At 40.4% G+C, this 26,341-nt stretch carries 17 protein-coding genes and 1 riboswitch; of the genes, 13 read left to right on the top strand and 4 right to left on the bottom strand.

Annotation, left to right across the window (positions count from 1 at the left end):
• Nucleotides 1–176 precede the first annotated feature (176 nt).
• Nucleotides 177–881 carry a DUF1961 family protein gene (locus EV146_RS04480; protein ID WP_132002431.1) on the top strand — a complete coding sequence of 235 codons (705 nt, stop codon included), beginning with the start codon at nt 177–179 and terminating at the stop codon, nt 879–881.
• A gap of 609 nt (nt 882–1,490) precedes the next feature.
• On the top strand, nt 1,491–2,102 hold the full coding sequence (locus EV146_RS04475) for a type 2 periplasmic-binding domain-containing protein (RefSeq protein ID WP_132002428.1): 612 nt from the start codon (nt 1,491–1,493) through the stop codon (nt 2,100–2,102).
• Between the two features lie 297 nt (nt 2,103–2,399).
• On the opposite strand, the gene EV146_RS04470 is transcribed toward EV146_RS04475, so the two are convergent.
• Nucleotides 2,400–3,044 carry a serine/threonine protein kinase gene (locus EV146_RS04470; RefSeq protein WP_132002425.1) on the bottom strand — a complete coding sequence of 215 codons (645 nt, stop codon included), beginning with the start codon at nt 3,042–3,044 and terminating at the stop codon, nt 2,400–2,402.
• A 359-nt stretch (nt 3,045–3,403) separates the two neighbouring features.
• Between EV146_RS04470 and EV146_RS04465 the strand changes: the two genes are divergently transcribed.
• Together EV146_RS04465 and EV146_RS27410 are read left to right on the top strand one after the other, a co-directional pair.
• On the top strand, nt 3,404–3,628 hold the full coding sequence (locus EV146_RS04465) for a hypothetical protein (protein ID WP_132002422.1): 225 nt from the start codon (nt 3,404–3,406) through the stop codon (nt 3,626–3,628).
• A 188-nt stretch (nt 3,629–3,816) separates the two neighbouring features.
• The gene (locus EV146_RS27410; RefSeq protein ID WP_181215821.1) at nt 3,817–3,993 is read left to right on the top strand and encodes a hypothetical protein; all 177 of its coding nucleotides are present in this window, start codon (nt 3,817–3,819) and stop codon (nt 3,991–3,993) included.
• 195 nt (nt 3,994–4,188) lie between these two features.
• Here the strand turns inward: EV146_RS27410 and EV146_RS04460 are convergent, their stop codons facing one another.
• The 3 genes from EV146_RS04460 to EV146_RS26780 all read right to left on the bottom strand — a co-directional run bounded on the left by EV146_RS04460 (nt 4,189) and on the right by EV146_RS26780 (nt 8,034).
• Nucleotides 4,189–5,631, bottom strand: coding sequence for a glycoside hydrolase family 1 protein (locus EV146_RS04460; protein ID WP_132002419.1), 1,443 nt, complete (start codon nt 5,629–5,631; stop codon nt 4,189–4,191).
• Between the two features lie 90 nt (nt 5,632–5,721).
• On the bottom strand, nt 5,722–7,584 hold the full coding sequence (locus tag EV146_RS04455; RefSeq protein ID WP_132002416.1) for a beta-glucoside-specific PTS transporter subunit IIABC: 1,863 nt from the start codon (nt 7,582–7,584) through the stop codon (nt 5,722–5,724).
• Nucleotides 7,585–7,878: 294 nt separating this feature from the next.
• Nucleotides 7,879–8,034, bottom strand: a complete 156-nt coding sequence (locus EV146_RS26780) for a hypothetical protein (RefSeq protein WP_158286995.1) — start codon at nt 8,032–8,034, stop codon at nt 7,879–7,881.
• 197 nt (nt 8,035–8,231) lie between these two features.
• On the opposite strand from EV146_RS26780, the gene EV146_RS04450 reads away from it, so the two are divergent.
• The 9 genes from EV146_RS04450 (at nt 8,232) to EV146_RS04410 (ending at nt 26,237) form a co-directional block, all read left to right on the top strand.
• On the top strand, nt 8,232–10,232 hold the full coding sequence (locus tag EV146_RS04450) for an IucA/IucC family protein (protein ID WP_132002413.1): 2,001 nt from the start codon (nt 8,232–8,234) through the stop codon (nt 10,230–10,232).
• Nucleotides 10,229–12,343, top strand: coding sequence for an IucA/IucC family protein (locus EV146_RS04445; protein WP_241993802.1), 2,115 nt, complete (start codon nt 10,229–10,231; stop codon nt 12,341–12,343). Before EV146_RS04450 ends, EV146_RS04445 begins: the two co-directional genes overlap by 4 nt.
• A gap of 104 nt (nt 12,344–12,447) precedes the next feature.
• Entirely contained in the window at nt 12,448–13,701 is a 1,254-nt protein-coding gene (locus EV146_RS04440; protein WP_132002410.1) for a type III PLP-dependent enzyme, read from the top strand.
• Between the two features lie 304 nt (nt 13,702–14,005).
• A riboswitch (cyclic di-GMP riboswitch) is annotated at nt 14,006–14,093 on the top strand.
• A gap of 1,235 nt (nt 14,094–15,328) precedes the next feature.
• Nucleotides 15,329–16,363, top strand: coding sequence for a LacI family DNA-binding transcriptional regulator (locus tag EV146_RS04435; RefSeq protein ID WP_158286993.1), 1,035 nt, complete (start codon nt 15,329–15,331; stop codon nt 16,361–16,363).
• 167 nt (nt 16,364–16,530) lie between these two features.
• Nucleotides 16,531–19,668, top strand: coding sequence for a beta-galactosidase, LacZ type (gene lacZ, locus EV146_RS04430; protein WP_132002404.1), 3,138 nt, complete (start codon nt 16,531–16,533; stop codon nt 19,666–19,668).
• Between the two features lie 661 nt (nt 19,669–20,329).
• On the top strand, nt 20,330–21,199 hold the full coding sequence (locus tag EV146_RS04425) for an ABC transporter permease (protein ID WP_373566049.1): 870 nt from the start codon (nt 20,330–20,332) through the stop codon (nt 21,197–21,199).
• A gap of 15 nt (nt 21,200–21,214) precedes the next feature.
• Nucleotides 21,215–22,117, top strand: coding sequence for a carbohydrate ABC transporter permease (locus EV146_RS04420; RefSeq protein ID WP_121613394.1), 903 nt, complete (start codon nt 21,215–21,217; stop codon nt 22,115–22,117).
• Nucleotides 22,118–22,189: 72 nt separating this feature from the next.
• The gene (locus tag EV146_RS04415) at nt 22,190–23,752 is read left to right on the top strand and encodes an extracellular solute-binding protein (protein WP_132002398.1); all 1,563 of its coding nucleotides are present in this window, start codon (nt 22,190–22,192) and stop codon (nt 23,750–23,752) included.
• A 115-nt stretch (nt 23,753–23,867) separates the two neighbouring features.
• Complete coding sequence (locus tag EV146_RS04410; RefSeq protein WP_132002395.1) at nt 23,868–26,237, top strand: glycoside hydrolase family 2 TIM barrel-domain containing protein; 2,370 nt, start codon at nt 23,868–23,870, stop codon at nt 26,235–26,237.
• The last annotated feature ends 104 nt before the right edge of the window (nt 26,238–26,341 follow it).

The following is a 26,341-nucleotide window of genomic DNA, read 5'->3' as shown; positions in this document are numbered from 1 at the left end:
AATTAACAAGTCTGATACCGTTAATTATTCAAAGTGCAAAACTGGCGGCTACTTAAATTAGCCGTCTATTTGTTTGTTACACAGTACAAATTAAATAAGCGTATAGGACCTGAAAGCAATTTCATTTAAGATAGGAATAGTAGTTGGTTTTTTCATTTACGAGGAGGGACTTGTTTATGGTGCATAGTCATTTTTTTGAAAGAGGGAACAGCTTATATCATAACGCATTAACATCCGCAGCGGACATTGCTGATTGGGAGCTGGAAGGTAAGGCCAGAACTAGTTTTGAAGAAAGTCGACTCATTCTGGAAAATGAATTATCTCCTTCTTTGCATGGAGACAATGCCCACTGGGTATTATGGTGCCCGGTAGAATTTCCCGATAAAGTGATGATTGAATGGGAATTTTTCCCGATCAGAGAACCTGGTCTCTGTATGATATTTTTTTCTGCGAAAGGACGTAATGGTGAGGATTTGTTCAGTTCCAGTCTTTCTGAACGAAATGGTAGGTACCCACAATATCATTCAGGGGATATAAATGCCCTGCATCTCTCCTATTTTCGGCATAAACATGCTGACGAACGCGCATTCCGAACATGTAATTTGCGGAAAAGCCATGGCTTTCATTTAGCAGCCATGGGGGCTGATCCATTGCCCCCAGCAGATGATGCAATTCCACCCTATCATATGAGACTGGTTAAATATGAAGGAATTGTTCAATTTACCATCAATGATCTTCCTGTCCTTGAATGGGAAGATGACGGAAAATCCTATGGTGAAATTTTATCCGGCGGGAAAATTGGCTTTCGACAAATGGCTCCGATGAAAGCAGCTTACAGTAATTTTCGTGTCCATGAGGCTGTTTTAGTTAACAGCAGATAAGTAGAGTATAGATAAATTCCGGGGGAACCAAACATTAGGGAACTATAATAATATTATGTAAACATTCATCCCGAAATTCAGGGCAACATCCAAATTTGAAAGGCACAGTGAAACAGCTTACTAAATCATTATTTTTTTCTCGGAACCATTTTTAGTATAAATATTGCTCTTGTTTATCATAATATTGTAATCTACAGAAAAAAATCAATAAAACAATAAAGGCTTTAATAGGTGTTGAATAACTTTTGCAGCTCCTAACTATAATCAACCTTTAAATTGTTTAAAATACATATAGAAAAGAAACTTTTCCAGTAAACTTATTGGTATAATAATAGTTAAGTGCAGTTTACCTTTGAATATTAATTTTAAGTTCATTCTTGCATCCTAATATCTTTATTAATGTTTACATTGGGTCTGTTTGAAGATAAAAATTAAAAGTGATAGACTCTTATCTTTTTTAGTAATTATATAATTCATATTGAATGTTTTTCATGACTATAAATTTAGCTAACCCTATAGAATCCTAGTGTAAACCACAACAGCAGTGCTGTTCATTAATTAGTACAAACAACAGGATACCCAAGAGCTGAAGTATGAGGTGAATGAGATATGCCAAAGTTAACAGAACAACTGAAAGGTATGACTTTTAAACAGAAAGCAGAACATATATGGGAGTATTACAAATTGCATATGATTGCGACATTGGCTGTGGTGGTCCTAGGTATATTGTTTGTGAGCTCCTTTACTGGAAAGGAAGAAAGTTTCGATATTACTGTAGTTGGTAGAAGCCCGGTTGTTGATTCAATTACTGCTTCCGATCAGTTAAATGATTCCTTTAAGGATTTTAATATTGCCGTTGATGTCATTCATTCTCCGGAATCCACCTTTTCGTCTATTTCCAATCAGCAAGCACAAAAGATGTTAGTAAGAGCAGCTGCTGGAGAGATTGACTTGTTGATTCTGGACGAGAATATTTATCAAGAATTAAGCCAGCAAGATCCATTTACTCCATTGGAGGATTTCATCGCCTCGAGTAACCTGGAGATACCCGATGAATCTCTTTACTCCGGCAAGCAAAATATGGTTTACGGTATTAATACTTCAAGTATTCCGTCTTTAAAAGAATTTAGTTATTTACAGAATAAAGTTTTGTGCGTTTTTAGTAGTGCCAGTGAGAAGGATGAAGTTAAACAATTTTTAACTCTGATACTAAAAGAATAGAAAAAACTATGGTCTTCTCTGGCCACCATTGTTACATGGAATATTTCATTCGCATTGCCATTCAGTCTTTGGAATGAAGACAAAACGGTTGATGTTCTCATATAGAATACGGACTCCCCCCTATCCAACAGTACAGGAAGGGGGAATCCTATTTTGTTGAGATAAATAGCGATACCACATTTATTTTAAATACTATTGCCCTTAAATTAGTAAATCTAAATGATTAGAACAAACAATTATATTTTTAGGTTGAGTATAAACCGTACGTTCAAAATTTTATATACTTATTGATGATGCTTACATAATTTTAATCCTTCGATATAGTCTATAAGAATGTCTGATAAAATCCAGTAATTTTAAAGGAATTGGTACAGGATATTTATATAATGTTTTTTTATATATTTTATAATAGGCCTTTACTAAATCATTCCACTTTTCGTCTTTTCCTTCTTTGTAAAAGTCCGATACATCCACGACATATCCTTTTCCATCCTTCATCATTACATTCCTGCCATGAACATCATAGGGATTAAGATCTCGTTCAATGGCATATTCCAAAGCATGATTGATATCTTGAATGACTGTTTCAGGTATGCGAATCCCTCTTGCAACAGCATCATAAAGGGTGATGCCTTCCAGCCTTTTTAATACTAGATAGGTTGGTCCCTGGTGTATCAGCCTGGAGTATGCTTGGTGATCACCCAACTGTCTGTAGACATTTGCTTCTTTTTTCAATGCTTGATCATCTATGGCTGCTACTTTCACAACAAAATCATGCTCTGACTTATGAACAAAAACAGCAGCATAATTGCCTGTTCCAATACATGTCCACCCTGTAGGAATATTGTGAACGATAATTGGATCGTGCACATTTTTACTCTCAAGACTAATATGATGGATTAACTCTTTTTCGATCATTTTCACAAATTCTTCCTTGTGCATTTGTTAGAACCTCGTTTGCTATTTCATTCATTCTTCTTAATATACCCAATCCGACGGTGCCAGGGCTCCGTTTTTATTTTACCCATAACCAATATTCAGGAATGAAAGAGAAAAGGCTTTCTATACTGGATTTTAACTATGGTTCATACAAATTTTCCGTTTAGACAATTATTAAGTATATACCTTAAATAATGCTTAAACATTATTATTTTGGTCCTCAATTTTGATCATTAAAATTGCGTAGAGCAATCCTCGACATGATTCTTCGTATTTTGTTTGTGAGAAAATCTGACATGAAGCTATTCTTTTTTTCAATACTTGATATGTTTATATATAAAACTGTAAAAGGGGCTGAATATATGACTTTATATGATAAGCTGCCAAATGACTTTTTAATACAGTTTTATGATGAAATTAAGAGGAACATTGAAAGTGGCATTGTGTCGAATAGTATGTATTATGAATTAGCCTTATTGATTACAGTGGCCTTGGAGCGGGGGCTTGACTTGGAGGAACCTCAGGGATTTGAACGTTTTATTGACCAGCAAATATTAAATGCTCTAGCCAATGGTGCAAGTCTTTAATACTACCCCTTGGAAATGGGGTGAAAATTCGGTCCGTACAGCCAAACAAGGTATTTTATATAAACTTGTGATTTACCACAAATTCCTGGGATCCAGCAAACAACTAAGATGGAATAACATTAGAAGGATCATAATAGAGAAAGTAGTTCGGGCACACAGAATCATTTAAATGAAAGGAGAAGGGGAATATGCTAACCTTAAAACGCTATTTTCTTAAGGATAATGAAAGGTATGCGATGGAAGAGATCATTCTAACCTATAATAGTGAACTAAGCAGGGAGGAAGTTTACAAAATGGATGATAAGGAATTAATCACGATGTATAAAACATGTAAGAATGAAGACTGTATTGCATCCTCATATTAAATATATTCTTAAAGATCGAACAAAAAACGATGATTAAGCAAGTTCAACACATAAAAATTCGGTAGAGTTAAATCATGAGCAAGAAAAAAAGGAAAGAATGAAAAAAGGATGGACAAGAACGATTTATAAAGGTGGAATAATAAATAATTTTGTACATAAAAAAGAGGGGAGACCCCTCTTTTTTAGTGATGTGATTTAAAGTTTTTTCCCGTTTGTTTCGATTACTTCCTTATACCAATGGAAAGATTTTTTCTTTTTGCGATCTAAAGTGCCGGTTCCGTCATCTTGCTTATCAACATAGATAAAACCGTAGCGTTTAGACATTTCTCCTGTAGAAGCACTTACCAGGTCAATGCAGCCCCAAGGTGTGTAACCCATTAATTCCACACCATCTTCAATTGCCTCTCCCATTGCCTGAATATGTTCGCGTAAATAGTCAATTCTGTAGTCGTCGTTAATGGAACCATCTTCTTCAACTTTGTCATAAGCGCCAAGCCCATTTTCTACGATGAACAGAGGCTTTTGGTAGCGGTCATAAAGCTGGTTTAAACCGATGCGCAATCCCGTCGGGTCGATTTCCCAGCCCCAGTCACTCGCATTCAGGAAAGGATTTTTTACGCCGCCGATTAAATTGCCCTGTCCAATTTCCTCTGGTGTTTTATTCTTTTTCTCTGTACGTGACATATAGTAACTCAGTGAAATGAAATCAACTGTTCCTTCTTTCAAGAGTTCTAAGTCGCCTTCTTTAATATCAAGGGTAATGTCGTTTTCCTTAAAGAAACGATTTGCGAATGCTGGATATTCACCTCTGACTTGTACATCGCCGCAGTAGTTGTTAAAAAGGCGTTCCTCTTGCAGGGCGTGCATGACATTTTCCGGATTTGAGTCATAAGAATAAGTTGGTACATACACCAGCATACAGCCGATCTGGCTTTCTGGAATGATTTCATGTCCAGCTTTCACGGCGAGTGCACTTGCTACGAATTGATGATGCAGGCCTTGGAAACTATCCTGTAATTTTGTTTCTTCGCTCTCTGGCGAGAAACCCAGTCCCAAGATAGGCATGTGTGTTGCACCGTTGATTTCGTTGAATGTTAACCAGTATTTCACTTTGTTTTTATAATGCTTGAACAATGTTGTAGCATAATGCTCAAAGAATTCAATTACTTTACGGTTGCGCCATCCACCATACTCCGTAATCAGGTGCAGTGGAATCTCATAATGAGAGATGGTGACAACCGGTTCAATGTCGTATTTTTTTAATTCATCAAATACACGGTCGTAAAAGGCTAAACCTTTTTCGTTTGGTTCTGACTCGTCGCCATTAGGGAAAATCCTGCTCCATGCAATACTCATTCTGTATGTTTTAAATCCCATTTCGGCGAAAAGAGCGATATCTTCTTTGTAGCGGTGATAGAAATCGATTCCATCATGATTTGGATACACATATTTTTCTTTGTCGATTTTAAAATCAAAACCTGGTTCGGAAATCACTTTTAATCGCACTTTTCCGCCTGGCATGACATCCGCCAGGTTCATGCCTTTTCCATCTTCAAGATAGGCTCCTTCCAACTGGTTGGCAGCTGTAGCTCCTCCCCATAGAAATCCTTTAGGAAAATTATAAGTAGTTTGTGTCATCGTCTGTTTCCTCCTAATTTTTATCGGAAAGACATCCGTTATGATACCGGAAATCCTTCAGGAATTTTGCAATCATTTATTGTAAGTTAGTTAACTAATTGCCAATAATTTTTCATTTCTATCAACATGGTCTTTCTTTAGTGCTGTAATGTCTGTGTAATCGGGGGTATTAGTCACGATGATTGGAGTAACCACCTCGTATCCAGCTTCTTTAATCGCCTCGATATCAAACTCTACCAATAGCTCTCCAGCTTTTACAGTTGCATCCTGTTCGATGTGAGATGTAAAGTGTTTGCCGTCAAGCTGAACTGTATCGATCCCTACATGGATAAGAACCTCTGCACCGTTATCGGTTTTGATTCCAATCGCATGTTTAGTAGCAAATAAGGTTGTTATGACTCCGTTTGCAGGGGCTACAACTTTTCCTTCACTTGGAATGATTGCAAGGCCTTTTCCCATTGCTTCAGAAGAGAAGACTGCGTCCGATACGTCCTTTAATTCAACAACTTGACCTTTAAGAGGACTTACTAATTCTTCTTGAGTAACACTCAATACTTCTTTATTTAGTTCTGTTTTTGTTACTGTTTCTTCAGATGTTTCTTCTTCTTCAATGTCATCAAAACCTAAAAGGAATGTAGCAAGAGCACCAGCGATAAAGGCAATAGGCACACCGAGCAGAGCCAGGAAGAAAGTATCGCCAATAAAAGATGCAAGTCCTGGCAAACCAACGTTTCCGCCTAAGATGAAGTATTTAACTCCTACGGCACTAAAATAAGCTCCACCAACTGCGCCGCCGATTAAAGCACCAATGAATGGCTTCTTTAATCTCATATTAACTCCGTACATGGCAGGTTCAGTGACACCCATCAAAGCGGTAATGCTAGTACTCATAGCAATGGATTTAAACGACCTGTTTTTGGAACGCAATGCTACAGCAAAGGCAGCACCAGCTTGTCCCATGTTAGCGACCAACATATGAGGAATAAGCATGTCATATCCTTTGGTGGCTAGGTTATTTACGATGATTGGAGTAAGTGCATAATGCATGCCAGTCATGATAATCAACGAAAAAGTTCCGCCGAGCAGCAAACCTGCCAGGATTCCTGTGTGCTCAAACAAGAAATCAACACCGATTGACAGCCAGTTGCCCAGGATGGTTCCTAGCGGCCCGATTGCAATCAATGTAACAGGAACCATTACTAATAAGGTAAAAGTTGGAACGAAAATCAGCTTTAACATACTTGGGATGATTCGGTCGAAAGCCTTTTCTACATAAGTAGTCAGCCAGATTGCCAGTAAAATTGGAATGACGGTTGAAGAATACGTCACCGCCGTTACCGGTAAGCCAAGAAATTCAACAGGCTCGCCTGCACCTAAAAGCGCTGTCATTGTTGGATGCAATAACGAAGTTGCAATCGCACCCGCTACATAAATATTGCTTCCAAATTTTTTAGCAACGCTTAGAGCCAGTAAAATCGGCAGGAAGTAAAACGCTCCGTCTCCTATGGCATTCAGGATAATGTAAGCCTGACTTTCGGGAGAAACCCAATTAAGTGCCGCAAGAATGGCCAGGATCCCTTTTATCATACCTGCGCCCGCGATCGCTGGTAAGAGCGGGGTAAAGGAACCGGAAATGACATCAAAAATCGAACTGATCACATTAACCTTTTTCTTTTCGCCATTTCCTCCAGACCCGGAAGAAATGTGAGCAATCTTTGTAAGTTCCTCATAAACCTTCGGGACATCATTACCAATGATGACCTGGAATTGGTCTCCGCTTACGTTGACACCCATAACTCCTTTGATTGCTTCGATTTTTGCTTTGTTTTGTTTTGCTAAACTTTGGTCGTGCAGATTGAAGCGCAGCCTTGTTATACAATGGATAACATGCTGAATGTTTTTTTCTCCGCCAACTAATTCTAAAATTTGTTCTGCCGTTTTCTGATGGCTCATGCCACGACACCTCCGAATAATGTTGACAATAAAAAAAACCCAAACCGCTCACTATGTAAAAGACGCTGCGTCTCATTACAAAAAAAGAGCGATTTAGGTTTTGCCTGCATAACCAGTAACAATCCTGAGAGTAATTTTATTGTTCGCGTTAAATATACTCGCATAATTTTTAAATGTCAACGGTTTCACCCGAATTTTTTTTCGCTTGCTGCTATTATATTAAAATATTTGTTTGCAGAGTGTTATAGGAACACTGAAAATTATAGGAAAGCTATGAAGTAGAGTAATGTTCACCTAATCTAAAATAATATTATTCCAAAAACCAAATTCAAGAAGGCTTACTATGAGAATTTGCGAGGGATGGGCATACATTTTTTTGCATTCCTTTCGCTGCAAATCACCATAAATTCTTCTTTCCTTGATGGATCTATTCCTGTATTCATTGACCATTGGCCTCCCTCCTTTTAAGCTATAAATATATGTACGTATTGTGACCTTCAAAATCATCTTTTTTACTACTTAGACTGTGGTGAGTTGACAGTAGGAATCTATATCATTTAACATGAAACCGATTATATTGATTGATAATAATTATCATTATCAACTTAAACGTTATAGTGAAAATTGGGGGCAAAGGAAGAGAGACTATGAGTACGATAAAGAATGATAGCACTCCGAAGATACAAGAAAAGGTTTTAGATGAGGAAGAAGCCAAAACCATAGCCTATCTTCAAAGTGTGGACCCTGAATTGGAAAAAATGTACCTATTGAATCTTCACTTAGGAAGGAGAGGGATCCTTCAACGACTTTTCCAGTCACTCATACGGGAAAACCTAATACATGAAAAAAGAATTTCATGGGAAGAGGGAGGACCAATGAGAATCTCCATTGAACTTCCAAGTGGGAGAACACTGCAGGCTGCCGTTTCGAAATGCCATTCACTTGGAAGGTTTGATGTGGAGGGAGACCCTGTCGTCCATGGCGATGATGGTTCATCAATGCTTGCTCACCCCGCAGAGCTCCTGGAATTGTTAAGGGCGGAAGGTTTGTTGGGGGAAGCAACGGAAGAACAGTTTAATAGATTTAAAATAGAAACCCAAAACGGGGTGGCGAACCTGACACTGGCACTGGCAGGGGCTAACCAGAGAAAGAATGAGTTAACCGCCTTAACCCGATCTCATCAAATACATACATCTTTGGATTGGGCACTTCACCAAAGAAAAGAACAGATGAACTTTAGCATCCTTGCTTTTTATGAGCAATGGGTGGTTGAGGGGCATCCTCTGCACCCTGGAGCCAAAACAAAGCTGGGTCTTAAACCGGATGAGGTCATGCAATATTCACCAGAATGGGGGACAACCCTCAAACTTGCCCTGGTGGCTGTTCACAAACAATCCTGCATAACCAAATCGATTGATGGACAGAACTTAACTTCCCGTCTTTATCGTGAATATCAGGGGTTGCAATCATCGGTAGAAGAGACAATGAATGCCCAAGGGCTGGATGCCGCTGATTTCGATCTGATTCCTGTGCATCCATGGCAGTTTGAACATTCACTGAATTCTCTTTATGGAGAGGAGATAAGGCAAAAAAAGATTGTTCCGATCACCGAATTCCATATTCTCGCCCAGCCATTGGTATCGTTCCGCTCATTTGCTCCAATTCAGAAGCAGGGGCAGGAAAGGCACCATATAAAAACAGCGGTGAATGTACAAACGACGAGTGCAGTGCGCACGGTGTCACCTAATTCTGTTGAGAACGGGCCTGTTCTCTCAAGAATATTGGCGGGCATTCATAAAAGGGAGAATGAATTTAACGGCCGTTTCATTGTCCTGAAAGAAGTAGCTGGAAGCCACTTCAATCCCGGAAATCCAGATCTGCCAGAAGATGAGCGTTGGACCCTGCAAGCCAACTTGGCGTCTATCTTACGGGAGAACCCCGAAAATTATATCAGGGATGAAAAAGAAATTCCCATGCCAGCCGCAGCCTTGCTTGCAGAGTCACCTGTTAGCGGAAAGTCGATTGCTATTGAATTAATTGAGCAGATTGAGAAGAAATATAATTCGAGAGATTTAACTGAGGCCGCTATATTATTTATTCAAAGGTATGCCGAGACCTCGCTGCCAGGCTTCTTGTCACTGATGGTAAGGTATGGGATCAGCCTGGAAGGCCATATGCAGAACAGCGTTGCAGTGTTTCTTGATGGCGAGTTAACACGGATCCTTCTAAGGGATTTTGGAGGCGTACGGATTTTAGCTGAAAGGCTCATCAAGCAAGGGTATCATGCAGAGTTTTACCCAGGCTCATCAATTGTGACAAATGTAGCCGAAGAAATGCGCAGCATCATTTCATATTCCGTCATGCAAAACCATTTCGCTGAATTGATTTCCTGTATCGTCCGGGAATTGAATATTGAGGAAAGTTGTCTCTGGAAGCCAGTTGCAGAGGTATGTAAATCGGTGTTCAAGGAACTAAGGAAAGACCCGAACATTGCAGAACAGGCTGCCGAAGACGAGCTAAGCCTTTTTCATCCGGTGATACACTTAAAGGCTTTGACGACCATGAGGTTACGAGGGGATAGCACAGCCTATTCCTTCGCGAAAGTCCCTAATCCTTTAGCGGAATGGAAAGGAGAGATCCACTTTTGAAATTCAGCACAATGGCAGTACCCCAGGATGAACTCAGCTGCGCCTATGAAACGGTAAGGAACGGGGACCTGCTGGAAGAGGAAATAGAAATCCTATCATTTTTGAAGGTTCTTTATCCAGATCGTGTTTTGAACTATAAGCCCTTTATTAATAAAGGTCGCCAAGGAATACTACTCAGGCTGGCAGGTTCTATGTTGCGTGAGGATATCATGGGCCTTACTTCAAGTTCCTATGACTTATGTGCAGCTGACGTTGCCCATTCTTTAAATGTCCCAGCCCTGGATGAGTCTTTTCGCAAAATGATGGAAGACGTCCTTAAGTTATACGGATTAAATAGAAAAAAAGTCTATAAGTTATATCCACTTTCAGGTGAGGATTGTCTCGTTTTTCCTGTTATTAATATGTATGCATTTGATCGGACAGAGGTTGACAGGGACATTTTATATGTTTCCAGAGAAGGAGTCAGAACGATCGAACATGCCATTGAATTGCTTCAGCTTATGAGGACGAAAGAAAAAGCCAACCACGCTGGAGAGAAAAACTCATGGGTAAAGCTGGCTTCAGAAGTGAGGAACGGAAGTGCAAATCTCGCCCTTTCCTATGCCTATTGGGATTATAAAAAAAAGGACCTTCAAAACAATGCCTCCGAGTATGGTGTGGCCAATGTGATTGATTGGGTATTTCTCCAAAAGAAAAGAAATCATCAATTCGATTCAAGCTTATTTTTTGAACAGTTATCCTTAGAAGGGCATAATCTCCATCCTGGTGCCAAAACGAAAATTGGCCTGGAACCGGACGATGTTTTTCGTTACTCTCCTGAATTTGATGGTGTAGTTGGTATTCAGTTTGTCGGAATTCATAAGGATTTTGCCGAATGGAGCTACATAGACAAAGAGGAAGAGAAGCCAAATGCTTTTCTCTTTAAGCAGTATCCGCAATTGCAGATGGCTGTCGAACAGCAGTTCAAAAGGGAGTTGGCTGACGATTACGTATTTGTCCCGGTCCATCCTTGGCAGATGGAAAACACGTTACCTGTGATCTACAAACAGGAAATCAAGGAGGGGGTTGTAATCCCTGTCGACGGGATGAGCATTCCGAGCGGGGCGACATCTTCTTTCAGGACACTCGTTCCCCAAACGGGGGAGGGAGGGACAAAATATGCGATAAAGGTAGCTGTCAACAGCCAGATGACATCAACGGTTCGCTCCATATCGCCCAATACAACAAATAATGCAGCGGTATTTACCTCTATGATCTCTTCCATTTTGAAGAAGGAAAAGAGCCTCTCGGAAACGTTTGTACCAGTGTGTGAATGTGCGGGATTTAACTTTAAGGTGGGAGATGAGGAGAAGAATAAAGAACTTCATGAGCTGAAAAGCCGAAACCTGTCCGCCGTGATCCGTGAGAATGTTGAAAACTTTGTTGGAGCCGACGAAGTAGCAATTGTAGGAAGCTCACTGTTTGCGGAGTCACCCTTCTCGGAGGGTCCAGTATTTGCTGAGATTGTTCAATACTATGCCGAGGAACGGGGAGAGCCGTCCCTCCAAAAGGCGGCATTTCAATTTGTATTAGATTATCTTTCTGTCGCCTTGCCGGGTTTCCTCACCCTTATGGTTAAGTATGGTGTAGGATTGGAAGGTCATTTGCAGAACAGCGTAATGGTTTACAGGAAGGGACGCCCAACCCGGATGCTTTTCAGGGATTGGGGAGGAGCAAGAATTTATCAGGACAGGCTGCAGCAGCATCAGATAGAACCTCCGTTTTATCCTGGCTCAGCAACTGTGACAGACAATCTTAAGGACATGCACAATAAGGTGTTTTATACGGTATTCCAAAATCATTGCGGTGAATTGATTTTGCAGGCATGTGAACATTTTGGACTCCAGGAGGATGACCTGTGGAAAGAGGTTTACGACATCTGTGAGACGGTGTTCGACAAAATCGAAATTATTCCGCGATATGCCGAACAGGTGCGCATAGACAGGGAGACCTTGTACCAGGCAGAAGTAGACCATAAGGCACTGACAAAAATGCGGCTGGAACCAGAGGGGCATGGATACTCGTACTCCATCGTTCATAATCCCCTGCACAAATATTGGGGGCAAAAGTAGTTGTGTATTTTTAACAGATCCCCTTATAACACAAAGGTTCAACATTTTTTTGTGGCAGCCTGCTGAGAAGTTATTTTTACTAAATTGGAGTGAATGGAACGACGATGGAAACAATCATACAATCTCTGAAGGCGGAAAGGGAGAAACCTTTTTGTGCTTATTTATATGATTTGCCGAAATTGCGGCAGCATGTCAGTCAGTTACTAGCCACCATGCCACCACCATGTCAATTATTCTATGCGATTAAAGCTAACTCCGATGCTACTCTGCTGAAAACCTTGGCTCCCTTAGTCCATGGGTTCGAAGTGGCTTCATTGGGAGAGATTGAAAAAGTAAGGGCAGTGGATAAGAACATAGCTATTTTGTTTGGCGGTCCCGGTAAAACCCGTGAGGAAATGGAAGGAGCTATCCATCACAGGGTGCAGCTCCTGCATGTGGAGAGTCTTCATGAATTGCAGCTGCTCAATCACATTGCCGGTCAAAAGGGAGTCGTTGTAACGATCTTGCTCCGGGTCAATTTACGTGATGCAGTTCCAAACGCCAAACTTAAAATGGCAGGTGTACCGACACAATTCGGCATCGATGAATCCGATATTCATGCGGCAATTGCATTAGCAAACCAGCTGCCAAATATCAAACTTGCTGGTTTTCATTTTCATGCAATGTCCAATAATTGTGATGCCAGAACTCATGCCGAGTTTGTCGAGCATTGTTTTGGAAAGGCGGACAAATGGGGAACGGAATGGGACATCGACATTACTTATGTAAATGTTGGCGGTGGAGTCGGAATCAACTACAAGGATATTGAAAATCAGTTTGACTGGGCTGACTTAATGGCGCGTCTGGAAAAAACATTGGCAAAGTATCAAGGCTCAAATTGGAATGTGCTTTTTGAATGCGGCCGTTTCATCACTTCGTCTTCAGGCTATTATGCAGCAGAGATTTTAGATATTAAAAAGAACCATGGTCATCATTTCTGTGTCATTCGCGGGGGAAGCCATCATTTTCGACTGCCGGCAGCCTGGAAACAAAGTCACCCTTTTACGATTGTGCCTATAGAAAACTGGCCGTATCCTTTTGTTCGCCAGGAAGTGAGTGGTGCTTTGGTTACAGTGGCAGGGGAGCTGTGCACCCCGAACGATATACTTGCGAGGGATATAAGAGTTCCAAAAATGAGGGTGGGGGATATTCTTCTGTTCAGTTATGCAGGGGCCTACGCATGGTCGATCTCCCATCATGATTTCCTGAGCCACCCGCATCCCGAGCACCTGTACATTGAAGAGGATTCAATACTCGGCGAGGAAAAAGCAGCAGGCACAAATATATGGGCATTACATGATAGTATCAACCTCGTTTAGAAATTCAAAAGAGATTGAGTGACTTTAAAAAATCACTATAGGCGGAATTCTTATTTTAATAAAATAGAAACCAAGTGAATCTGCCTGTTGTCTATATGAGAGATCCAAGTCTATAAAAACAATTTTGTAAGTTCCAGATAATATTTTATAATAAAGAAAGCAAAGTATGAGATTCCTCGTTTTATATATGGTAAACTAAATTTAAGAACACATGTATGCAGAGGTAGGATAAACACTGAAGTGAATTGAAGAAGAACTATTCCAAAAAGCATAATAGCAAAGAGAATACTTATAAAATTAAAACCTAAGATAATGGCAAACTTATTGAAAAGTAAGGACGCAAAGCTACGGGTCTAAAGCTAATAATTAGCAATGATCGCCGGGTTACCTAATATGGTTGGATGTAAGCTCACCAATCTTATTTGGTGAGCTTTTATTTTTAATTAAAATAAAGCAATAAAATTTTTTGTGAGGTATTCTATGCATTCAGAAGAGTATTATTTATATATTATTGAGGAAATAGGACGGCTTATTAATGAATACAAAAAGATTACTTGCCCTAAAGCAAAATTGGCGATCGATAAAAAACTAAAACTGTTAGGCGATGAATTGCTGGTGTAGGATTGTACTTCATCAGGTTTGGCTTTTCTAAATGTGATTGATGAGGGAAAGAACATTCCCTATTCAAGGATGATTCTATTGTAATTAACTTATAAAGATGAATAACATTATTGAGAAGAATCGCTGTAAAGATACTTTTAAAAATGGTTTTTACAAATTTAGGTGAAACTGAAATTCATATTTTAGCCGCGATCGCCCGTTCCTATGCGCCCGAGGTAGTTAAATTTATAGGATTGCTCCAGGTACAAGTTCTTCTTGTTATTTTCACAAGCTGGACACAGGTTTTTCAATAAAGCAGAAGAATCGATGCATAAACGAAAATAATCAATGCATAAAGTCTAATAATCTATGCATAAGTTGAAAAAATCGAAGCATAAAAGCCAGTAACGGTTTTTATAACGCTCAACAATTCAATTAAAAGTGTTCTCCTCACCCAGTTTTGGCCACTAAACTAAGGCACCACCCTGCCTAGTCCCCAATGGATCAGCTGCAAAGCTGGTCCTTTACCTGTTTTCACAGGCCGGACACAGGTTTTTTAATAAAGCAGAAGAATCAATGCATAAACGAAAATAATCGATGCATAAAATTCAAGAATCGATGCATAAGTTGAAAAAATCGATGCATAAAGACTAGTAACCGTTTTACAACGCTCAATAAATCAATTAAAAGTGTTCTCCTCACTCAGTTTTAGCCACTAACCTAAGGCACCACCCTGCTTAGTCCCCAATGGATCAGCTGCAAAGCCGGTCCTTTACCTGTTTTCACAAGCTGGACACTGGTTTTTCAATAAATAAAGCGGTTTTTTACTCTTATTAGCTGACATAATTGTTTCTGGAATAGTTAATTGAATAATTCTATACCAAGGGTCCCAAACAGGTTCTCCCACCTTGCCGACATACCGATTGTTTTGTGTTGACTAATGGCTGATATCGCATTACAATTGGGTGAAATCGGTTTCATTTCCTATACGGAAACGATGAAATCATCCTGGCGGTGGAGGATAGTTATGAAGAAGGAAAATGTAACAATATATGACATTGCTAAAGAATCTAATGTGTCCCCAGCTACTGTTTCGAGGGTTTTAACCGGAAATGCGAAAGTTCGGCCAAAGACCATGCAGAGAATCATTGATGTTATTGAAAAACATAATTTCAGGCCTAACAGTTTAGCAAGAAGTTTATTGCATAAGTCCTCCAAAACAATTGGTTTTATTTTGCCGGACATTAATCATCCGTTTTTTTCAACACTGGTTCAAAAAGGAGAAGCATATGCTTTGGAACTAGGGTATACCACATTTTTGTGCAATACCATGAACAATTCAGAAAATGAATCTAAATATTTGCAGAGTTTAGTAGAAAAACAGGTGGATGGGATTATCTACCTTGGCGGAAGAATCAATGCCACGGACACCGATGAGCAATATGCCGAGGAAATAAAGAAAGTGATGGAAAGGGTTCCTGTTGTTTTTGTTAATGGCCAAATGACGGGGGTAGATGCCCATATTGTCAGAACGAATGAGGAAATAGGGATTGAAAAGCTTGTTGAACTATTGGTCAATTTAAATCATAAAAAGATAGGCTTTCTTGGCGGAGTAGAAGGAATCAGTTCAACGGACCTTAAAAAGAATACTTTTTTGAATGTGATGAAAAACAAAGGGTTAGTCGTCAACAGCGATTGGATGATTGGTGATGGATTTAATATTGAATCAGGTGAGGAAGTTGCCTCAAAATTGCTTTACTTAAAAGAAAGGCCGACAGCAGTAATCTGTGCGAATGATTTAGTCGCCATTGGGGTCATAAGGGTTCTTACCAAATTTGGGTTAAAGGTTCCAGATGATATTTCAGTTGTGGGCTTTGATGATATCTATTTGGCACAGTATTTCCCTCCTGGTATTACGACTGTAAACCAGAACTATGATCAGCTGGGTCAAACGGCCATTAATGTATTAGTAGATTTGATTAATGGGAAAGAAGCAGAGAAAGAAACGGTTGTTCCAACATCACTCATATTAAGGGATTCTTGTAAATTTTACACAAAGTGACAAAATAGTATATTGAATTTTTCTAAAATTCGGTATACTATTTAGTGGTAAACATATTTACCAGGAAAAGAGAAATATCTCTTTTTTCGGTCGTAATGAAACGGGTTTCAAAATTTAAACCTTAATAGGGAAGTAGGCAAGTCAATATAGGGAAGAGGGGTAGTTTTATGCTCAAACAGTTGAATAAATATAGGTATACTCCACCTGAGAATGGTTACCCAGAGTGGAATAACAACCCGGAAATATTTCAGTTGAATCGGTTGGATGCTCATGCCACCTTAATGCCATACCGGACAGTTGAGGAAGCATTAAAAGGGGACAGAACTTCATCGGACTTTTATCAGTCGCTGAACGGAAACTGGAAATTTTCCTTTTATGAGAATCCTGAAAAGAGAAATCAAGATTTTTATAAGATGGACCATGATGTCAGTGAGTGGGATGAGATTGAGGTGCCTTCACACTGGCAGTTGCAGGGCTATGATTATCCACAATATACGAATGTCAGATATCCATGGGAAGGAAAAGAAGATATAAAGCCGCCTTTTGCACCAATTAACTATAATCCTGTCGGGCAGTATACTCGAAATTTTACGGCACCGGAGGATTGGAAGGACCAGCCCGTCTATATCAGCTTTCAGGGAGTAGAATCGGCCTTTTATGTATGGGTGAACGGCGAATTTGTTGGATACAGTGAGGATACGTTTACACCGGCTGAGTTTGATTTAACACCTTATTTACAGGATGGAGAAAATAAATTGGCCGTTGAGGTCTATCGATGGTGTGACGCGAGCTGGCTGGAGGATCAGGACTTTTGGAGGATGAGTGGAATCTTTCGTGATGTCTACCTTTATTCCACCCCGCAGGTTCATATTAATGATTTCTTCGTGACTACAGAGCTGGATCAGGAATACAGAGATGCTGAATTGAAAATCAAGGCAAAAATCAACAATGCGTTTGAACAAAAAGTTAGTGGCTATACAGTTGAAGCGATGCTTTATGACCAGGAAAATAACCCGGTTCTGGGGAATCCGCTTCAAATAAAGGTGGACATGGATCATCAATCCGTTATTTCAATCTCTGAATCTGCCATTGTACGAAACCCTTTTAAATGGAGTGCAGAAAGTCCATACCTGTATACTCTTGTTTTAATTTTAAAAAATGAAAGCGGAAACATTGAAGAGACGGAAAGCTGCAGGGTAGGATTCCGTACATTTGAAATAAAAGACGGGCTCATGAAAATCAACGGCAGACGAATTGTTTTTAAAGGTGTCAATCGCCATGAGTTTGCATCAGATAAAGGTAGGGCAGTTGGTTACGATGATATGCTTAATGATATTACATTAATGAAGCAGCATAATATTAATGCTGTCCGCACTTCCCACTATCCGAATAATCCGTTATGGTACGAATTATGTGATCAGTATGGTTTGTATGTGATTGATGAAACAAATCTTGAAACCCACGGGACATGGAAATACGGACAAAAAGAGGAAGGCGATGCGGTCCCGGGAAGCAAGGCTGAATGGCGGGAAAATGTCCTTGATCGGTGCAATTCTATGTTTCAGCGAGATAAAAACCATCCTTCGGTCATTATCTGGTCCCTTGGTAATGAATCGTTTGGCGGGGATAATTTTATTGAAATGCATGATTTTTTAAAGGAACATGATCCAACCAGAATCGTTCATTATGAAGGAGTTTATCATTATCGCCAATCAGAGGCAGCTTCAGATATTGAGAGCACGATGTATATAAATCCGGAAGGCGTCAAAAAGTACGCTGAGAATCCAGAAAATTCAAAACCCTATATCCTCTGCGAGTATAGCCATGCAATGGGAAATTCCTGCGGAAACCTCTACAAGTACACAGACCTTTTTGAACAATATCCTATTATTCAGGGAGGGTTCATTTGGGACTGGAAGGATCAAGCCTTGCTGACAAAGACAAAGGACGGGGTGCCTTACTTAGCGTACGGCGGTGACTTTGGAGAAACTCCCCATGATGGGACTTTTTCAGGAAATGGTTTAATCTTTGCGGATGGTACAATCTCACCAAAGATCATTGAGGTGAAGAAATGTTATCAGAACGTTCGTTTTACAGCAAACAATTTGGAAGAGGGCCTTGTTGATGTAGCCAATTATAATTTGTTTACCAACCTTAATGAATACGAACTGGCCTGGCAGCTGGCAGAAAACGGTGTGGTTATCCAGAAGGGCACTTCAGAAATTGATGTGAAACCTTGCTCTACAGAAAGTATTCAGCTGGCCTATTCTGTTCCGGAAGCTGGTAAAGGGTCAAATGAATATATTTTAACTGTCAGCCTCCATTTGAAAAATAGCACTCTGTGGGCTCAGAAGGGCCATGAAGTTGCTTTTGAGCAATTTGTGATTCCTGCCGTGAAAGCAGACAACGACAGCAGGAAGATCAGCTTGCCACAAATAACACTATTGAGGGAAGAAAATTACGTAACGGTATCCAGTACTGCCTTTAAAGCCGTTTTTAACAGTAAGAATGGCGCCCTGTTGTCCTATACCTTCAATGGCCACCCACTGTTCGAGAACGGGTTAGGTCTAAATTTCTGGCGTGCATTGACAGACAATGACCGTGGAAATAAATTGAATGAACGCAGCTCTGTCTGGAGAGAAGCGGGGATGAATAAAGTTCTCACATCATTTATAGCGGAAACGGACAGCAACTCGGCGGCTGTCGTTACAACAGAATTCAGTATGCCAACAGCCATGTCCTCCTGCAGGATTGTGTACACGATTACAGGGGACGGAGAAATATCAGTAGACTATCAGCTAAAACCAGGAAATGGACTTCCCGAAATACCTGAGATTGGAATGATGACCATATTAGATGGCCAGTTTGACACCATCACCTGGTATGGAAAGGGCCCATATGAAAATTATTGGGATAAACAGACAGGAGCAAAAATTGGAATCTATACTGGTAAAGTAATAGATCAGTATGTACCATACTTAAGGCCACAGGAATGCGGAAATAAAACAGATGTCAGATGGGCATTGCTGTCCAATCAGCAGGGTACAGGACTGAAGATTTCCGGAAGTCCTACCGTTGAAGTTAATGCTTTACCATATACTCCTTTTGAGCTTGAAGAACACGATCACGGATATAAGCTGCCGCCGAGTGCCAAGACGGTTGTAAGGATTAATTATAAACAAATGGGCGTAGGCGGAGATGATAGCTGGGGACAAAAAACACACCCTGAATTCACTCTTTTTGCCGATCGCTGCTACTCTTATGCTTTCAAAATTAAGGGGGTTCATCTAAAGGATTTGCAATAACATGAATCCGTGTGTTCCCTTGGCTTCTTTATTCGTAGGCTAAGGGGACATGCGATATACTATTGCCTGTTTAATTGTCATGAAACCTATTTAATACATATCCAAGCGCTATAAGTAAGTTTGTAATATTATAAATTTAAAAATAATTTGAATTATTAAAAATAATATTATTTACTTTTAATAGGAGGCGGACTATAATTAGGGCATAGTAACCGTTTTCAAACAAGTTGATTTTAAGAGATACTATGGTGGTACAAAAGTAGCTGTATCAACTCAAAAATGTTTGAAACCCGTTTCATTTCGGTAGCTGGAACGCATGAATATAATCTAAGTTTGATAGGATGTGGGGAAAATTTCTTAATATTTTTGAAACCCGTTTCATTTATCAGCCGATTTTTTGCCATTATTCATTTTTATGAAGAAGTTTTCCTTTAAAAGGGAAACCTTTTACTAGTCAGGGAAGGCAGTAGATTAGTTGTTTACCAGGTCACCTTGTCATTCGCTTATTTCATCGTTTTTGGTCCAGATCATGTTGTTTATTCAGGGGGGGATTTAAATGAAAACTGAAGCCGTTACTGTGCAATCACCGACCGTTGTTGTTAAAACAAAAACGAAAGAGTCTGTTTTTAAAAGGCTGTGGAAGCACCGTACCCTTCTACTTATGTGCATGCCTGCCATTATTTTCTTTGCTATATTTGCTTATCTGCCAATGCCGGGTCTGTATCTTGCATTTGTAAATTATGATTACTCGCTCGGGATTTTTGACAGCGCTTTCGTTGGGTTTGATAATTTCAAATTTTTGGTTATGACTGGTGACCTTTGGAAGCTGACCTTTAATACGATTGCTTACAACCTGGCTTTCATTGTACTGGGAAATATCCTGCAAATAGCAGTAGCTATCATGCTTAACGAGCTCACAAACAAATGGTTCAAAAAAGTTTCACAAACCATCATGTTCCTTCCACACTTCATTTCCGCGGTTCTGGTTGGATTACTGGCCTACAACATCCTTAGTTACGATTATGGTGTTCTGAATTCATTTTTAAAAATGGTTGGCCTGGATCCAGTGCAGACTTATTCAAATCCAGAAATTTGGCCTTACATAATTGTCATCACTTTCCTTTGGCAATCCACAGGCTACGGGTCAATCGTCTATTTTGCCGCCATCATGGGTCTTGATAAATCCATTTTGGAAGCAGCTGAAATCGATGGGGCCAATGCTTTCCAGCGTATTAGATATATCATCATCCCTTGGCTTAAGCCCACGTTCATCATCTTGCTGCTGTTCTCCTTAGGCGGAGTATTAAAAGGTAATTTCGGTTTGTTTTATAACCTTGTTGGTGCAAACAATACGATGCTCTATCCAACAACAGATATTATTGAAACCTACGTGTTCCGAACATTGATGACTAATTTTAACTTCTCATTGGGAAGTGCCGTAAGCTTATATCAATCTGTTTTTGGACTGGTCATTGTCCTCACAGCCAACTGGATTATTAGAAAGGTTTCACCGGAAAACTCACTGTTTTAAAGGAGGGGCGTACTTATGGAACAAACATCCAGACGAAATATCGATACTTCTACGATAATGGTCCGGATCATCGGATATGGTTTTATTGGCCTTTTTGCACTATGCTGTCTATTCCCATTCATCTTGATCGTGTCGTCATCCTTCTCATCCGAGAAAGCAATTATGGAAAGTGGGTTTGCTCTTTGGCCAAAAGAATTTTCCACGTTTGCCTATGAAATTGTTTTTAAGAATCCAAGACTTGTCATTGGATCATACTTCGTAACGCTGGCTATTACGATTGTCGGGACAGCAGTAGGTTTGTTTATTATAGCGATGACAGGTTATGCCCTGCAGCGCCAGGATTTCCTGTACCGCAATAAAATATCTTTCTATATCTACTTTACAACCCTTTTTTCAGGTGGACTTGTCCCGTTTTACCTTCTGATGACGAAGTACCTTCATCTTCAGGATAATTACCTGGCCGTACTGCTTCCTGGATTGCTGAGTCCTTTTCTGATCATTATGATGAAGGCGTTTACAAAGTCGATTCCGCATGAAATTACGGAATCCGCGAAAATGGATGGAGCCGGTGATTTCACCATCTTTTTAAAAATCATCCTGCCAATGTCCACTCCAGCCTTGGCGACAATAGGACTATTCATCGCACTGGGGTATTGGAATGAGTGGTATAATTCCATGCTTTTTCTTTCACCCAATATGGAGTACAGGCCATTGCAGCTGTTTCTTTATAACGTAGTCACAAGCGCTGACTTTATCAGGAACTCGGCTGCCGCCTCTAATGTACCGGCGCAGGATATACCTTTGGAAACGATGAAAATGGCAACAGCAGTAGTAGCCACTGGACCGGTTATCCTATTTTATCCGTTCGTGCAGAAGTACTTCATTTCAGGTATCACCATTGGTGCCGTTAAGGGGTAATTGAATATGATTGAGGAATCTTCCTTGTTTCATAGAGAGCAAAAATAAAAAAGATAAAGGGGAGGAAATGAAATGGTGAAGATGAAAAGATTCTTGGTGCTAGTCATGGTAATGATGCTGACCTTCAGCCTTGTAGCCTGCAGTGGATCCAGTGAGACGAATTCAAGTACAAAGACTAATGCAAATGGAGATGATAAGTCTAAATTTGTAACCATTACGATGATGGTGTTGGGAGATAAACCCACCAATGGTCAATTAGAAAAAGTAATGGAAGAGGTTAATGCAAAATTAAAAGAAAAAGCAAACGCAAAGCTTGAGCTTAAATGGATTGAATGGGCTGATTATATGACAAAGTATAATCTGACTCTCGCTTCCGGGGAACCTGTTGATTTAATTATCACGGCAACTGACTGGCTGGATGCCTGGGGCAATGCGAAAAAAGGTGCCTTCATGGATATAACGGACCTCCTGCCGAAATATGCACCTAAGACTTGGGAAGAAGTATCAGATGAAAATTGGGAACAAACAAAGTACGACGGAAAAATTGTCATGATTCCTGAGGATTCTTTTACTCAATGGGTCAACCACGGCTTTTTCTACCGTACGGATTGGGCCAAGGAATTTGGAATAACAGAACCTATTAAAGACTTTGAAACACTGGGTAAATACTTCCAGGGAATTAAAGACAATAAACCTGGTGTCATTCCTTGGGATTCGCCGGGAACAAATGTGACCACAGCATGGGGTTATACTAGTTCCTATTCGGATGCGATTGAACTTCCAATCACGACAGGAGTTTTCCCGATTTACTGGGGCAAATCCCATGAAGATCCGTATACCGTTACTAGTCCAGTGTTCGAAGATATTTTTATAGACTATGCAAAGCTGATGAAGGATTGGGCAGATAAAGGCTATTGGCGTGATGATGTATTGAACTATAAAGGTGACACCCGGGCTTTATTCCAGGCAGGGAAGACAGGCGCTGACCAGCATCATACGGAAACATTCTCAGGTTTGCGTACACAAATGGATGCAAAACAACCAGGATCAGAAATCGATATGTTTGCTTGGTCCGATACCCGCAATAATCTGATTTCAATGTCAGTTACTCACGGTGCTACCGCGGTCGGTGCTCACAGCAAAAACCCTGAGCGTGCCCTGATGGTATACGATCTCATTCGTAACGACGAGGAGATTTACAAATTATTCAACTACGGACTTGAAGGAGTACAATACGAAATCAAAGACGGCAAACGTGTTCGTCCTGAAGGGTATGACGAGACAAAACATGCGTTCTCTTCCAACTTCTGGGGTGGCCGTGTAGACAAGTTTGAAATTCCAAGTGCTGACAAGTGGGAAGGTATTTCTGAGATGTACGCAGAGTACGATAAAATAAAGAAACCGTATCCTTATGGACGATTTGTTTTTAACAGCACCCCAGTTGAAGCCGAAATTTCTGCTCTGTCACAGGTTACTGCACAAATGGTGCCAGCCATTGCATTCGGCAAAGCCGGAGATCCGGAAAAAGCGGTTAAAGATTTCCGCAAGAGGTTGAATGCGGCAGGTTACGAAAAGGTATTAAAAGAAATTCAAAAACAAATGGATGAATATAAAAAGCTTGTAGAAGGGAACTAACAAATTCCTTTGAAGGGGAAAGAGGGCTATCATGCATGCTTGATAGCCCTTTATTCATCCTTCCTCAAATTCTAATTAATTAATTACAATTCATAGATAAGGGGTGCACTCTTTTATGGCAAGAGTTTTAACTCAGGAATGGAATCTGTCTGTTAAAAGCAGAAAGTTTAACTTTGATTGGAAGTTTCAGAAAGGTGACTATTCGGATGCCAGTAACATTCAGTTTGAAGATTCCTATTGGCGTACATTAGACTTGCCGCATGATTGGAGCATTGAAGGTCCCTTCAAGCAGGAATATGCCAGTTCAACAGGGTATTTGCCAGGAGGAACCGGCTGGTACCGGAAGAAATTCAGTGTACCTGATGCTTTAAAAGGAAAGAAAGTGTTTATTCAATTCGATGGAATTTATAAAAATAGTGAAGTTTGGGTGAACGAACAATACCTTGGCAAAAGACCTTATGGATACAGTTCGTTCCATTATGACTTAACTCCATATTTAAAATTTGGAGACGAAGAAAACGTGATTGCCGTCAAGGTCGATCACACCGATTTTGCCGATTCCCGCTGGTATACAGGATCCGGCATTTATCGTAATGTATTTATCCATTTGACTGAACAAGTATATATCAAGCCGTATGGCGTATTCATCACAACCCCGAACATTTCCGCATCAGAAGCAGAAATCCAAATACAAACAAGTATTAGAAATGAATTCGGTCATGAAGCAGAAATCCAAATTCAACATCACATTAAAAATGCGGAAGGCAAAGAAGTGATCTCTTGCTCATCCGCTGAAATCATACCAGCACAGGGGGAGCTAGATTGTTCCCATACTATTTTCCTTGAGCATCCAAATCTCTGGTCGCCGGAAACTCCGTATTTATACCAGGTCGAAACAAAGGTGATAAAAGGCGGTGAAGTGATCAATCTTGAAACTACTCCATTTGGTGTTCGGCATTTTCATTTCGATGCAGATTCAGGATTTTACCTTAATGGGAAGAATTATAAAATGAAAGGCGTATGTATTCATCATGATGCAGGCTGCCTAGGAGCGGCTGTTCCTGAAAAGGTTTGGCACAGACGTTTGCAGCTATTAAAAGATGCTGGTGTAAATGCCATTAGAATGAGCCATAATCCGCCTGCACCGGAGCTGCTGGATATGTGCGATTCTTATGGATTTTTAGTACAGGATGAGGCGTTTGATGAGTGGGAACATCCGAAGAACAAGTGGGTGGAAGGCTGGAATAAAGGACAGCCTGCACTGGATGGATATGCTTCCGATTTTTCCGAGTGGGCAGAGATTGATTTGAGGGATATGATCTTAAGAGACCGGAACCATCCGTCCATTGTTTTCTGGAGTATCGGGAATGAAATCGATTATCCAAATGATCCTTATTCCCATCCTGTCCTTGAAGACCGTTATAAAGCAGACAAACCTGAAGCAAAGGGAATGGGTGAAATTGCGAAAAGGCTGGCAAAGGTTGTAAAGCAATATGATTCGACCCGGCCGGTTACATCAGCTCTTGCAAGTGCCAGGATGTCAAATGAAACGGAATTTCCTGATGCTCTGGACGTGGTTGGATACAACTATCAAGAGCTTCGTTATGCGGAAGATCATGAAAAATACCCTAAGCGGGTGATTTATGGAAGTGAAAACGGAAGGCACCATGATGCATGGCTGGCTGTCGAACATAATGACTTTATATCAGGACAATTTATCTGGACCGGAATTGATTACTTGGGAGAAGCCCGCGGCTGGCCTCTTCGTCATGCTACCCCCGGCATGCTCGACCTGGCTGGTTTTAAAAAACCTTTATACTTTTTTAAACAAAGTGAATGGTCCAACGAGGATATGGTCTATGCAGGCCTGACTTCTCTGAAAGCAGATTCACCTGAGAAAATTAATTGGGACCATGAAGTTGTCAGCAAATGGGAAGGAACTGAAGGTGAAATTGTAAGGGTCGCTTGTTGTACCAATTGCCCCGAAGTGGATTTAATTTTAAACGGTGAATCCGTTGGTGTAAAAAAACGTGAAGATTTCCCCCGCGGAACGATCTTCTGGGACATTCCTTACAACAAAGGCACTCTAAAAGCTGCTGGCATAAGAAACGGAGTCATTTGCTGCACTCATGAATTAAAGACAGCTGGTGCACCAGCTAAGGTGCGACTGACACCTGATCTCAACGTTCTTAAAGCAGACAAACAGGATGTTGCCCACGTCGAGGTGAATATCCTGGATCAGGACCATAACCTTGTATTTGACGCTGATCATCTAATAGATTGTACCATTGAGGGGCCTGGCGAAACTATTGGAATCGAATGCAGCAACCCGGCGAGCCATCAGGACTATAAAGCAACCTGCAGAAAGGCTTTCCATGGGAAACTGTTAATTTACGTGAAGGCTGCCGATCAACCGGGGACCATTACATTAAAAGCTTCAACAGCTGGCCTGGAAAGTGCATCTGTCATCATAGAGGTGGAATAAAAACGCACGAATACGCGGGTATCTATGAAATCAACTGATACCCGATTTTTTTATCTTTTATATATAAGCACCAAGGCTGACTGGGAGAAAATTATGAACAGGAG

The organism is Mesobacillus foraminis (assembly GCF_004340465.1).
In the GTDB taxonomy this organism is placed as follows: domain Bacteria; phylum Bacillota; class Bacilli; order Bacillales; family Cytobacillaceae; genus Mesobacillus_B; species Mesobacillus_B foraminis.
The sequence above is the reverse complement of the archived record's forward strand: the minus strand, read 5'-3'. Positions and strand labels throughout refer to the sequence as shown.

What these genes read in the sequence shown, in the direction of transcription:
- EV146_RS04480 (WP_132002431.1), top strand. Translation starts at nt 177, where the DNA reads ATGGTGCATAGTCATTTTTTTGAAAGAGGGAACAGCTTATATCATAAC.
- EV146_RS04475 (WP_132002428.1), top strand. Translation starts at nt 1,491, where the DNA reads ATGCCAAAGTTAACAGAACAACTGAAAGGTATGACTTTTAAACAGAAA.
- EV146_RS04470 (WP_132002425.1), bottom strand. Translation starts at nt 3,044, where the DNA reads ATGCACAAGGAAGAATTTGTGAAAATGATCGAAAAAGAGTTAATCCAT.
- EV146_RS04465 (WP_132002422.1), top strand. Translation starts at nt 3,404, where the DNA reads ATGACTTTATATGATAAGCTGCCAAATGACTTTTTAATACAGTTTTAT.
- EV146_RS27410 (WP_181215821.1), top strand. Translation starts at nt 3,817, where the DNA reads ATGCTAACCTTAAAACGCTATTTTCTTAAGGATAATGAAAGGTATGCG.
- EV146_RS04460 (WP_132002419.1), bottom strand. Translation starts at nt 5,631, where the DNA reads ATGACACAAACTACTTATAATTTTCCTAAAGGATTTCTATGGGGAGGA.
- EV146_RS04455 (WP_132002416.1), bottom strand. Translation starts at nt 7,584, where the DNA reads ATGAGCCATCAGAAAACGGCAGAACAAATTTTAGAATTAGTTGGCGGA.
- EV146_RS26780 (WP_158286995.1), bottom strand. Translation starts at nt 8,034, where the DNA reads ATGGTCAATGAATACAGGAATAGATCCATCAAGGAAAGAAGAATTTAT.
- EV146_RS04450 (WP_132002413.1), top strand. Translation starts at nt 8,232, where the DNA reads ATGAGTACGATAAAGAATGATAGCACTCCGAAGATACAAGAAAAGGTT.
- EV146_RS04440 (WP_132002410.1), top strand. Translation starts at nt 12,448, where the DNA reads ATGGAAACAATCATACAATCTCTGAAGGCGGAAAGGGAGAAACCTTTT.
- EV146_RS04435 (WP_158286993.1), top strand. Translation starts at nt 15,329, where the DNA reads ATGAAGAAGGAAAATGTAACAATATATGACATTGCTAAAGAATCTAAT.
- lacZ (WP_132002404.1), top strand. Translation starts at nt 16,531, where the DNA reads ATGCTCAAACAGTTGAATAAATATAGGTATACTCCACCTGAGAATGGT.
- EV146_RS04425 (WP_373566049.1), top strand. Translation starts at nt 20,330, where the DNA reads ATGTGCATGCCTGCCATTATTTTCTTTGCTATATTTGCTTATCTGCCA.
- EV146_RS04420 (WP_121613394.1), top strand. Translation starts at nt 21,215, where the DNA reads ATGGAACAAACATCCAGACGAAATATCGATACTTCTACGATAATGGTC.
- EV146_RS04415 (WP_132002398.1), top strand. Translation starts at nt 22,190, where the DNA reads ATGGTGAAGATGAAAAGATTCTTGGTGCTAGTCATGGTAATGATGCTG.
- EV146_RS04410 (WP_132002395.1), top strand. Translation starts at nt 23,868, where the DNA reads ATGGCAAGAGTTTTAACTCAGGAATGGAATCTGTCTGTTAAAAGCAGA.